Here is a 10630-nt window from a genome sequence, read left to right on the forward strand (position 1 = left end):
AAATAGTTGACCAAATTACTCGGGAATGTCAGACTTGTCCCTGCTATGCAATACCCCCATTTTACAATAAAAAACCCCGGGCAGGGGCGAGTTTGAGGTTAAGTAAGACATGAGACTGACATCTAAAGGGCGTTATGCCGTGACCGCAATGTTAGACGTTGCGCTCAACTCCGAAGCGGGCCCGGTACCGTTGGCTGATATTTCTGAACGTCAGGGGATTTCCCTTTCTTATCTGGAACAGCTATTTTCCCGTTTACGTAAAAACGGTCTGGTTTCCAGCGTACGCGGGCCGGGCGGCGGTTATCTGCTGGGTAAAGATGCTGGCAGTATCGCGGTCGGCGAAGTGATCAGCGCGGTTGATGAATCCGTTGACGCGACCCGTTGCCAGGGGAAAGGCGGCTGCCAGGGCGGCGATAAATGCCTGACCCATGCGCTGTGGCGTGATTTAAGCGATCGTCTGACCGGTTTTCTCAACAATATTACCTTAGGCGAGCTGGTGAATAACCAGGAAGTTCTGGATGTGTCTGGTCGCCAGCACACGCATGACGCGCCGCGCGCCAGCGGTCGTGCGCAGGACGCTATCGACGTTAAATTACGCGCTTAATTAAAATATTACGCCATCTCTTCTGGCGGCCTCATGCGGTGAATGCCGCGGTCGTCTGAAAGATGAAGCGTAAAAAAGAATTCAGAATCAGGCCGGGACGCGGACGTCCCGTCAACACGGTCGTACATCCAGCCGGTTGCCTGATTCCTTGCATTGAGTGATGTACGGAGTTTAAGAGCAATGAAATTACCGATTTATCTCGACTACTCCGCAACCACGCCGGTGGACCCGCGTGTTGCCGAGAAAATGATGCAGTTTCTGACCCTGGACGGAACCTTTGGGAACCCGGCGTCTCGTTCACACCGTTTTGGCTGGCAGGCTGAAGAAGCCGTCGATATTGCCCGCAACCAGATTGCTGAACTGGTCGGCGCCGACCCGCGTGAAATCGTCTTTACCTCAGGGGCGACGGAGTCCGATAACCTGGCGATCAAAGGCGCTGCCAACTTTTATCAGAAAAAAGGCAAGCACATCATCACCAGCAAGACCGAGCACAAAGCGGTGCTGGACACCTGCCGTCAGCTTGAGCGCGAAGGGTTTGAAGTGACCTACCTGGCGCCGCAGCGCAACGGCATCATCGATCTCAACGAGCTCGAAGCAGCGATGCGTGACGACACCATTCTGGTTTCCATCATGCACGTGAACAACGAAATCGGCGTGGTGCAGGATATCGCGACCATCGGCGAAATGTGCCGCGCGCGCGGTATCATCTACCACGTTGACGCCACCCAGAGCGTGGGCAAACTGCCTATCGACCTGAGCCAACTGAAAGTGGATCTGATGTCCTTCTCCGGTCATAAAATTTATGGCCCGAAAGGCATTGGCGCGCTGTATGTGCGTCGTAAGCCGCGTATTCGCATTGAAGCGCAGATGCATGGCGGCGGGCACGAACGCGGTATGCGCTCTGGTACTCTGCCTGTCCACCAGATCGTCGGCATGGGCGAAGCTTACCGTATCGCGAAAGAAGAGATGGAGACCGAAATGGCCCGTCTGCGCGGTCTGCGTAACCGTCTGTGGAACGGCATCAAAGATATTGAAGAAGTTTACCTGAACGGCGACCTTGAGCAGGGCGCGCCAAACATTCTCAACGTGAGCTTTAACTACGTTGAAGGCGAGTCGCTGATCATGGCGCTGAAAGACCTGGCGGTCTCTTCCGGTTCCGCCTGCACCTCCGCCAGTCTGGAACCGTCCTACGTGCTGCGCGCGTTGGGCATGAATGACGAGCTGGCGCATAGCTCTATCCGTTTCTCTTTAGGTCGTTTTACCACTGAAGAAGAGATCGACTACACCATTGATCTGGTACGTAAATCCATTGGCCGTCTGCGTGACCTTTCTCCACTGTGGGAAATGTACAAGCAGGGTGTGGATCTGAACAGCATCGAATGGGCACATCATTAATCGGTATCGGAATCAGGAGAATTTATAATGGCTTACAGCGAAAAAGTAATCGATCACTATGAGAACCCGCGTAACGTAGGGTCGTTTGACAACAACGACGATAACGTGGGAAGCGGCATGGTTGGCGCGCCGGCCTGCGGCGACGTCATGAAGTTGCAGATTAAAGTTAACGATGAAGGTATCATTGAAGACGCGCGCTTCAAGACTTACGGCTGCGGTTCCGCTATTGCCTCCAGTTCTCTGGTAACGGAGTGGGTGAAAGGGAAATCCCTGGACGAAGCGCAGGCGATTAAAAACACCGACATTGCAGACGAACTGGAGCTGCCGCCGGTGAAAATTCACTGCTCTATTCTGGCGGAAGACGCGATTAAAGCCGCTATTGCGGATTACAAAAGCAAACGCGAAGCGAAATAAAATAGAACGTTAACATTGAGGTTTTGTTATGTCGATTACACTTAGCGACAGTGCAGCAGCGCGAGTTAATACCTTCCTGGCCAACCGTGGTAAAGGGTTTGGTCTGCGTCTGGGCGTGAGAACCTCCGGCTGCTCAGGTATGGCTTATGTACTGGAATTTGTTGACGAGCCAACGGCGGAAGACACCGTGTTTGAAGACAAAGGCGTTAAGGTAGTGGTTGACGGCAAGAGCCTGCAATTTCTGGACGGTACACAGCTGGACTTCGTAAAAGAAGGTCTGAACGAAGGGTTTAAATTCTCCAACCCGAATGTGAAAGATGAGTGTGGTTGCGGCGAAAGCTTCCACGTGTAACCGTGTTCCGCTGTTATACCGAGCATTCGTGCTGTAGAAAAGCGGCAAGCGAGTGAATCCCCAGGCGCTTACTTGAGTAAATGACTGGGGGAACCCGCGCAGACAACGCATCTGCGGCGCGAAGTAAGAAGGTATAACCCCACCGTGGTCGCCTGCGTGTGGGGTTTGTTCTGACAGGCTATCCCTGAGAATGTTATGGATTACTTCACCCTCTTTGGCTTACCAGCCCGTTATCAGATTGACACCCAGGCGCTGAGCCTTCGTTTTCAGGATCTGCAACGCCAGTATCACCCTGACAAATTTGCCAACGGCACTCAGGCGCAGCAGCTTGCCGCCGTCCAGCAATCCGCCACGATCAACCAGGCCTGGCAAACGCTGCGTCACCCTTTGACGCGCGCGGAGTATCTGCTTTCCTTACACGGGTTCGATCTGGCCAGCGAGCAACATACGGTACGCGACACCGCGTTTCTGATGGAACAACTCACGCTTCGCGAAGAGCTGGACGATATCGAACAATCAAAAGACGACGTGCGGCTGGAAAGCTTCATCAAACGCGTACAAAAGATGTTTGATGCTCGTCTTCAGCAAATGGTGGAACAGTTGGACAACGCCGCGTGGGACGCGGCGGCGGATACGGTGCGCAAACTGCGGTTTCTCGATAAACTGCGAAGCAGCGCAGAACAACTCGAAGAAAAGCTGCTCGATTTTTAACTGGAATCTAACATGGCCTTATTACAAATTAGTGAGCCTGGTCTGAGCGCCGCGCCGCATCAGCGTCGTCTGGCGGCGGGCATCGACTTAGGCACTACCAACTCTCTGGTTGCGACGGTTCGCAGCGGCCAGGCGGAAACTCTGCCTGACCACGAAGGGCGCCACCTGTTGCCTTCAGTGGTTCACTATCAGCAGCAGGGCCATACGGTCGGTTACGCTGCGCGTGACAATGCCGCGCAGGATACGGCCAACACTATCAGCTCTGTGAAACGCATGATGGGACGCTCGCTGGCGGATATCCAGGCGCGCTATCCGCATCTGCCTTACCGGTTTAAGGCAAGCGTTAATGGGCTGCCGATGATTGACACGGCGGCTGGATTGCTCAATCCGGTACGCGTATCGGCTGATATTCTCAAAGCGCTGGCCGCGCGGGCTAGCGAATCGCTCTCCGGCGAGCTGGATGGCGTGGTGATTACCGTTCCCGCCTATTTCGATGATGCCCAACGTCAGGGGACGAAAGACGCCGCGCGGCTGGCGGGCCTGCATGTACTGCGTCTGCTCAACGAACCGACGGCGGCGGCGATTGCCTACGGTCTGGACTCAGGCAAAGAAGGCGTTATTGCTGTTTACGATCTCGGCGGCGGTACCTTCGATATCTCTATCTTACGCCTGAGCCGCGGGGTGTTTGAAGTGCTGGCGACGGGCGGTGATTCTGCGCTCGGCGGCGACGACTTTGACCATCTGCTGGCGGACTATATTCGCGAGCAGGCGGGAATTGCCGATCGTAGCGACAATCGCGTTCAGCGCGAATTGCTGGATGCCGCGATTGCGGCGAAAATTGCCTTAAGCGATGCCGATACCGTTCGCGTTAACGTTGCGGGCTGGCAGGGGGAGATCACTCGCGAGCAGTTTAACGATCTCATTTCCGCGCTGGTTAAGCGCACGCTATTGGCCTGCCGTCGCGCATTGAAAGATGCCGGCGTTGATCCCCAGGACGTTCTGGAAGTGGTCATGGTCGGCGGTTCGACCCGTGTACCGCTGGTTCGTGAGCGGGTGGGCGAATTTTTTGGCCGCACACCGTTAACCGCTATCGACCCGGATAAAGTGGTCGCTATTGGCGCAGCGATTCAGGCCGATATTCTGGTCGGCAACAAGCCGGACAGCGAAATGCTGCTGCTGGACGTGATTCCACTCTCTCTTGGGCTGGAAACGATGGGCGGCCTGGTGGAAAAAGTCATTCCGCGCAACACCACTATCCCGGTGGCGCGCGCGCAGGATTTCACCACCTTCAAAGACGGCCAGACCGCGATGTCTATCCATGTGATGCAGGGCGAACGCGAACTGGTGCAGGACTGCCGCTCGCTGGCGCGCTTTGCGCTGCGCGGGATTCCGCCGCTGCCGGCGGGCGGGGCGCATATTCGTGTGACCTTCCAGGTAGACGCCGATGGCCTGTTGAGCGTCACCGCAATGGAAAAATCCACCGGCGTCGAGGCCTCCATTCAGGTCAAACCTTCCTATGGCCTGACCGATAGCGAAATCGCCTCGATGATCAAGGATTCCATGAGTTTTGCCGAGCAGGACGTGAAAGCGCGTATGCTGGCGGAGCAAAAAGTCGAAGCCGCGCGCGTGCTGGAAAGTTTGACCGGCGCGCTAACTGCCGACGCCGCGCTGTTAAGCGCCGCAGAACGTCAATGCATTGATGATGCCGCCGCACATTTAAGCGCGGTCGCACAAGGCGATGATGTTGACGCCATAGAACAAGCCATTAAAAACGTAGATAAACAAACCCAGGAATTTGCCGCTCGCCGCATGGACCAGTCGGTTCGTCGCGCGTTGAAAGGCCATTCCGTAGACGAGGTTTAACATGCCGAAGATTGTTATTCTGCCTCATCAGGATCTTTGTCCGGATGGCGCAGTTCTGGAAGCTGAGACCGGTGAAACCATTCTTGACGTTGCGCTGCGCAACGGCATCGAGATTGAACACGCCTGTGAGAAATCGTGCGCCTGCACTACCTGTCACTGTATTGTACGTGAAGGCTTCGACTCCTTGCCGGAAAGTTCGGAAGAAGAAGACGATATGCTGGATAAAGCGTGGGGGCTGGAGCCGGAAAGTCGACTGAGCTGCCAGGCCCGCGTTACCGACGACGATCTGGTTATCGAAATTCCACGTTACACAATCAACCATGCGCGTGAGCATTAACAGAGGGTAGTATGGGACTCAAGTGGACCGATAGCCGCGAGATCGGCGAAGCGTTATACGACGCATATCCTGATGTCGATCCTAAAACCGTTCGTTTCACCGATCTGCATCAGTGGATCTGCGAACTGGACGATTTTGACGACGACCCTAACGCATCCAATGAAAAAATTCTGGAGGCGATTCTGCTAGTCTGGTTGGATGAAGCAGAGTAAGTCAAATAACGGGCTGCCCTACGGCGGCCCGTTTGCTAATAAGGAAAATAACAATGACAGAAGCCATGAAAATTACGCTTTCCACGCAGCCTGCCGATGCGCGCTGGGGCGATAAAGCCACTTACAGTATTAATAACGATGGTATTACCTTGCATCTTAACGGTAAAGACGATCTGGGGTTGATCCAGCGTGCGGCGCGTAAAATCGACGGCCTGGGAATAAAACAGGTCGCGCTGACAGGCGAAGGATGGGATACCGAGCGTTGTTGGGCATTCTGGGCGGGTTACAAAGGACCAAAAGGCGTCCGTACCGTAATGTGGCCGGATTTAGACGATGCCCAACGTCAGGAGCTGGATAACCGCCTGACTATTATTGACTGGGTGCGCGACACCATTAATGCTCCGGCGGAAGAGCTTGGGCCGGAGCAACTGGCGCAGCGCTCGGTGGATCTGCTGTGTAGCGTCGCGTGCGATAGCGTCACTTACCGTATCACCAAAGGCGAAGATCTGCGCGAGCAGAACTATATGGGGTTGCATACCGTAGGCCGTGGTTCTGAGCGTCCGCCGGTGCTGCTGGCGCTGGATTACAACCCGACGGGAGACAAAGATGCGCCGGTTTATGCCTGCCTGGTCGGTAAAGGTATTACCTTTGACTCCGGCGGCTACAGTATCAAACAAAGCGCTTTTATGGACTCAATGAAATCCGATATGGGCGGCGCGGCGACAGTAACAGGCGCGCTGGCGTTCGCCATTACCCGTGGGCTGAATAAACGCGTAAAACTGTTCCTGTGCTGCGCCGATAATCTGATCAGCGGCAATGCGTTTAAACTGGGCGATATTATTCGCTACCGTAATGGTAAGAATGTCGAAGTCATGAATACCGATGCGGAAGGGCGACTGGTACTGGCGGATGGCCTGATTGACGCCAGCGCGCAACACCCGCAGCTAATCATTGATATGGCGACGTTAACCGGCGCGGCGAAAACGGCGCTGGGTAACGACTACCATGCGCTATTCAGTTTTGACGATACGCTGGCGGGGCGCTTGCTGACCAGCGCGGCGCAAGAGAATGAACCGTTCTGGCGTCTGCCGCTGGCGGAGTTCCACCGTAACCAGCTGCCGTCTAACTTTGCGGAACTGAACAACACCGGCAGCGCGGCGTATCCCGCTGGGGCAAGCACCGCCGCGGGTTTTCTGTCGCACTTTGTTGAAAATTACCGCGAAGGCTGGCTGCACATTGACTGTTCCGCCACTTATCGCAAAGCGCCGGTTGAGCAGTGGGCTGCCGGGGCAACCGGTCTGGGTGTGCGCACCATCGCGAATTTGCTGACCGCCTGAACGGTGTTTTTGTAGGCCGGGTAAGCGAAGCGCCACCCGGCATTTTGTCTGATGGCGACGCCGTGCGTCTTATCAGGCCTACAACCCATATACATAATTTGTGATTCCTATGTCCGAAACTAAAAATGAATTAGAAATCTTGCTGGAGAAAGCGGCGACTGAGCCCGCGCATCGTCCGGCATTTTTCCGTACCTTACTGGAGTCCACCGTCTGGGTGCCGGGCAGCGCTGCCGAAGGCGAGGCGATAGTGGAAGACAGCGCTCTGGATTTGCAGCACTGGGAAAAAGAAGACGGCACGACCGTCATTCCCTTCTTTACTTCTCTGGAGGCGCTGCAGCAGGCCGTGGAAGACGAACAGGCGTTTGTGGTGATGCCGGCGCGCACGCTGTTTGAAATGACGCTTGGCGAAACGCTATTCCTCAACGCTAAATTGCCGACCGGCAAAGAGTTTATGCCGCGTGAAATCAGCCTGCTTCTCGCTGAGGAAAGCAGCCCATTAAGTACGCAGGAAGTGCTGGAAGGCGGCGAGTCGCTTATTTTATCCGAAGTGGCCGAGCCGCCGTCGCAGATGATTGATTCCCTCACTACGCTGTTTAAAACCATCAAACCGGTGAAACGCGCGTTTCTCTGCGCGATTAAAGAACATGCGGACGCCCAACCCAATCTGCTGATTGGCATTGAGGCTGACGGCGAGATTGAAGAGATCATTCACGCAGCGGGCAATGTGGCGACCGACACGTTACCGGGGGACGAACCGATCGATATTTGTCAGGTGAGAAAGGGCGAGCAGGGTATCAGCCACTTTATCACCGAGCATATCGCGCCGTTCTACGAGCGCCGCTGGGGCGGGTTCCTGCGCGATTTTAAACAGAACCGCATCATCTGAAGAAAAGAAAGCCGCCCAACAGGGCGGCCTCCTGGCTTACCTGCTCTGGACGTTGAGCGTTACGGGAACAGAGCTACCTGGGTGGCTTCTGTCTGCGTGAAGACACAACGTGCCAGAAACAAGAAGCACGACACAAAAGCATCGTACCTTCATGTTGCGGTCCTTGCGAAGACCGCATCACGGCAGCACCGCTGGCGATAATGCCGTGATAGCAGGCACTACGGTGTGCCTGCGCTTACGGCCATGGGTTATCCTCTCCTGAAGCCAGCGCCCGTTTGCGAGACGGCGGAAAGGGCCGGGAAAGATAATACCTCAAATGTTGAATAGTTTCCCGGTAAATCATATTGACATTTGCTCCCTTAAAAGGGAGTATTAATCCCCTACGGTGTGCCTGCGTTGCTATGGCAACAAAGCCTGCTGGAAAGGCCGCGAACCGGACCAGCACAAAAAAACCGCTCAACTGAGCGGTTTTTTTGTGGCCTACTTAAACAGTATTTATGTAGATTCGTTTTAAATCAGCCTGAACGGTAGGCTGGATAAGCGTGAGCGCCACCCGACAGTATGTCGATTAATCGACGAGCGCGTCCAGTTTTGCCCAAAACGCCTCATGATAATCCTCCAGGTCAAGTAAAGCGGCATCGCGTTGTTCATTCATTTTTTGCTGTGCCTTCCATTGCGAAAGATGTAAATCCTCTTCGGTAAAGCCAATGTCTTTAGCGCCCGAAATAATATTATAGAGATATTCCACCAGGGAAGACTCCGCCAGCCAGAATTCATTTCGTTCCATGCGGGCAATAGGGTATTCGCCGTTGGCATCCCGTTCTGTGATATAGATAAAAATGGCCTGATCGCCGACATGATCGATACGAATTAATGCCGGAAGACGGGGATCGTTACTCCAGACAGGCATCAGATCTTCAATATCAATACCTGAGCTATCCATGCCAGCGCCGTAATACGCCTCTTCATCAGGGGAGTAAGAATGAATTACTCCCTCTTTATCAATAGATCTTTGTAATGTTTCAATCACAGGCATATTATAATTGCTAAGTAGATCGCGGTCGTAGGCCAGTAGCGCCTTCAGGCTTTCAGGCAACTCAGTGGTTTCCGTATTTTGCGGATCGCGATACTTACGCACTCGCAGACGACTTATTTCCTCGGCAGGCATAGGATTAGGTACCTTATTACGGTTAACCTTTTTAACCAACTCAATTAAATTAGCGCGTGAAATATCCATTTTCCATCCTTAAAAATTATATTTACAGGAGTTATTTCCCGGTGAAAACCAAAACAGCGGTGATGATACTCCTTATACCCGGCGTAAAGTATTTACCGATAAAAAATAGGATTTTATTAAGAGAAAATAATGCCCGTTTGCAGGACAGTGGAAAAGAGCTGAATAAAAACAATGTCTGTAAATCGTTTTACATCAGCCTGAACGGTAGGCCGGATAAGCGTGAGCGCCATCCGGCATGGCGGATATTAAGCGGGTTCAACCGGTAAATCGGTACGCGCGCCCCATTCGCTCCACGCGCCGTCGTAAAGCGTGACGTCAGGCACATCCAGCGTGGCGAGCGCCAGCACCACGACCGCGGCCGTCACGCCGGAACCGCAACTGGCGATAATCGGTCTGTCGAAACTCACGCCGTGGCTGAAAAAAACCTCATTCAGTTCGTCAGTGGTCTTTAATTCGCCCTCATACACCAGTTCCGTCCACGGGACGTTTAGCGCGCCAGGAATGTGTCCGCGCCTCAGTCCCGGACGCGGTTCATCAGCCTGAGCGTTAAAACGCGCCGCCGGACGCGCGTCAACGATTTGCGCGGTTTTTTCATGGCTTGCCAGCAATACGTCGGTGAGGCGCACCACGGCTTGCGGCATGAATTTCGCCTCAAACTCGCCTCCTTCATGCGCTTCCTCGCCTTCGCGCAATAGCCATTCGTCGCGCTGCCAGCCCGCCAGCCCGCCCGCCAGAATGGACACTTTCTCGGCACCGAACGTGCGCAGCATCCACCATGCCCGCGGAGCGGAGAACAGATTGCCTTCATCGTATATGACCAGGTGTTTATCCTGACGAACACCCAGTTCACGCATGGCCACCGCAAACGCTTCCGGGCGCGGCATCATATGCGGCAACGGCGATGCGCGATCGGAAAGCGCTTCAATATCAAAAAACAGCGCGCCGGGAATATGTCCGGCGCGATATTCGCCCGCCATATCACGATGTTCCTGTCCTGGCGGCGCCATACGGGCGTCAAGAATCTGTATTTCCGGATCATCAATATGTTCGGCAAGCCAGTCGGCGGCGACAAAAAAGGCGGTGGTCATGGGCATCTCCATTGTTACCTGATTATGGTCAAATTGTCGGACGTTTCCCGAAAAGGGACAAGTAGAAGAGGCTGTTTTGGCTGGCGAAACCACATTTCTGCGTAAAATTTTCGCATCATCACAGTAATACGGACTTACACAATAAAATTTCTCGCGCATAATATCTCATCAACCGTTGCTGACAGGCCGTTAAG

At 54.2% G+C, this 10630-nt stretch carries 13 protein-coding genes; 10 read left to right on the forward strand and 3 right to left on the reverse strand.

Features of this window, described 5'->3' with window-relative positions; all coding sequences use genetic code 11:
- Window positions 1-109: 109 nt before the first annotated feature.
- The 10 genes from iscR to sseB all read left to right on the forward strand — a co-directional run bounded on the left by iscR (window position 110) and on the right by sseB (window position 8111).
- Window positions 110-604 carry a Fe-S cluster assembly transcriptional regulator IscR gene (gene iscR / locus ABVM99_RS13055; protein WP_001241346.1) on the forward strand — a complete coding sequence of 165 codons (495 nt, stop codon included), beginning with the start codon at window positions 110-112 and terminating at the stop codon, window positions 602-604.
- Window positions 605-784: 180 nt separating this feature from the next.
- Complete coding sequence (iscS, locus tag ABVM99_RS13060; protein ID WP_000775263.1) at window positions 785-1999, forward strand: cysteine desulfurase; 1215 nt, start codon at window positions 785-787, stop codon at window positions 1997-1999.
- 27 nt (window positions 2000-2026) lie between these two features.
- The gene (gene iscU / locus ABVM99_RS13065; protein WP_000331704.1) at window positions 2027-2413 is read left to right on the forward strand and encodes a Fe-S cluster assembly scaffold IscU; all 387 of its coding nucleotides are present in this window, start codon (window positions 2027-2029) and stop codon (window positions 2411-2413) included.
- 28 nt (window positions 2414-2441) lie between these two features.
- On the forward strand, window positions 2442-2765 hold the full coding sequence (iscA, locus tag ABVM99_RS13070) for an iron-sulfur cluster assembly protein IscA (protein ID WP_000028952.1): 324 nt from the start codon (window positions 2442-2444) through the stop codon (window positions 2763-2765).
- Between the two features lie 195 nt (window positions 2766-2960).
- Window positions 2961-3476: a co-chaperone HscB gene (hscB, locus tag ABVM99_RS13075; RefSeq protein WP_000384398.1), complete on the forward strand. Its 516-nt coding sequence runs from the start codon at window positions 2961-2963 to the stop codon at window positions 3474-3476.
- 12 nt (window positions 3477-3488) lie between these two features.
- Window positions 3489-5339: a Fe-S protein assembly chaperone HscA gene (hscA, locus tag ABVM99_RS13080; protein ID WP_001196652.1), complete on the forward strand. Its 1851-nt coding sequence runs from the start codon at window positions 3489-3491 to the stop codon at window positions 5337-5339.
- Between the two features lies 1 nt (window position 5340).
- On the forward strand, window positions 5341-5676 hold the full coding sequence (gene fdx / locus ABVM99_RS13085) for an ISC system 2Fe-2S type ferredoxin (RefSeq protein ID WP_001124466.1): 336 nt from the start codon (window positions 5341-5343) through the stop codon (window positions 5674-5676).
- Between the two features lie 11 nt (window positions 5677-5687).
- On the forward strand, window positions 5688-5888 hold the full coding sequence (iscX, locus tag ABVM99_RS13090; RefSeq protein WP_000523621.1) for a Fe-S cluster assembly protein IscX: 201 nt from the start codon (window positions 5688-5690) through the stop codon (window positions 5886-5888).
- Between the two features lie 53 nt (window positions 5889-5941).
- The gene (pepB, locus tag ABVM99_RS13095; RefSeq protein WP_000133546.1) at window positions 5942-7225 is read left to right on the forward strand and encodes an aminopeptidase PepB; all 1284 of its coding nucleotides are present in this window, start codon (window positions 5942-5944) and stop codon (window positions 7223-7225) included.
- Window positions 7226-7334: 109 nt separating this feature from the next.
- Window positions 7335-8111: an enhanced serine sensitivity protein SseB gene (gene sseB / locus ABVM99_RS13100; RefSeq protein ID WP_001662818.1), complete on the forward strand. Its 777-nt coding sequence runs from the start codon at window positions 7335-7337 to the stop codon at window positions 8109-8111.
- Window positions 8112-8147: 36 nt separating this feature from the next.
- Here sseB and timP read toward each other — a convergent pair whose 3' ends face one another.
- The 3 genes from timP to sseA all read right to left on the reverse strand — a co-directional run bounded on the left by timP (window position 8148) and on the right by sseA (window position 10436).
- Complete coding sequence (gene timP / locus ABVM99_RS13105; protein WP_242618368.1) at window positions 8148-8264, reverse strand: small toxic inner membrane protein TimP; 117 nt, start codon at window positions 8262-8264, stop codon at window positions 8148-8150.
- Between the two features lie 415 nt (window positions 8265-8679).
- Entirely contained in the window at window positions 8680-9348 is a 669-nt protein-coding gene (locus tag ABVM99_RS13110; protein ID WP_023195384.1) for a DUF5066 family protein, read from the reverse strand.
- A gap of 245 nt (window positions 9349-9593) precedes the next feature.
- Window positions 9594-10436, reverse strand: coding sequence for a 3-mercaptopyruvate sulfurtransferase (gene sseA / locus ABVM99_RS13115; protein WP_000205246.1), 843 nt, complete (start codon window positions 10434-10436; stop codon window positions 9594-9596).
- Window positions 10437-10630: the final 194 nt, after the last annotated feature.

Source organism: Salmonella sp. SJTUF15591 (genome assembly GCF_043356435.1).
GTDB classification, from domain to species: domain Bacteria; phylum Pseudomonadota; class Gammaproteobacteria; order Enterobacterales; family Enterobacteriaceae; genus Salmonella; species Salmonella enterica.

Bases quoted from the DNA above. Each gene is read 5' to 3' on its own strand.
- fdx (WP_001124466.1), top strand. From the start codon at position 5,341: ATGCCGAAGATTGTTATTCTGCCTCATCAGGATCTTTGTCCGGATGGC.
- iscR (WP_001241346.1), top strand. From the start codon at position 110: ATGAGACTGACATCTAAAGGGCGTTATGCCGTGACCGCAATGTTAGAC.
- pepB (WP_000133546.1), top strand. From the start codon at position 5,942: ATGACAGAAGCCATGAAAATTACGCTTTCCACGCAGCCTGCCGATGCG.
- iscX (WP_000523621.1), top strand. From the start codon at position 5,688: ATGGGACTCAAGTGGACCGATAGCCGCGAGATCGGCGAAGCGTTATAC.
- iscS (WP_000775263.1), top strand. From the start codon at position 785: ATGAAATTACCGATTTATCTCGACTACTCCGCAACCACGCCGGTGGAC.
- ABVM99_RS13110 (WP_023195384.1), bottom strand. From the start codon at position 9,348: ATGGATATTTCACGCGCTAATTTAATTGAGTTGGTTAAAAAGGTTAAC.
- iscU (WP_000331704.1), top strand. From the start codon at position 2,027: ATGGCTTACAGCGAAAAAGTAATCGATCACTATGAGAACCCGCGTAAC.
- timP (WP_242618368.1), bottom strand. From the start codon at position 8,264: ATGAAGGTACGATGCTTTTGTGTCGTGCTTCTTGTTTCTGGCACGTTG.
- sseB (WP_001662818.1), top strand. From the start codon at position 7,335: ATGTCCGAAACTAAAAATGAATTAGAAATCTTGCTGGAGAAAGCGGCG.
- sseA (WP_000205246.1), bottom strand. From the start codon at position 10,436: ATGACCACCGCCTTTTTTGTCGCCGCCGACTGGCTTGCCGAACATATT.
- hscA (WP_001196652.1), top strand. From the start codon at position 3,489: ATGGCCTTATTACAAATTAGTGAGCCTGGTCTGAGCGCCGCGCCGCAT.
- hscB (WP_000384398.1), top strand. From the start codon at position 2,961: ATGGATTACTTCACCCTCTTTGGCTTACCAGCCCGTTATCAGATTGAC.
- iscA (WP_000028952.1), top strand. From the start codon at position 2,442: ATGTCGATTACACTTAGCGACAGTGCAGCAGCGCGAGTTAATACCTTC.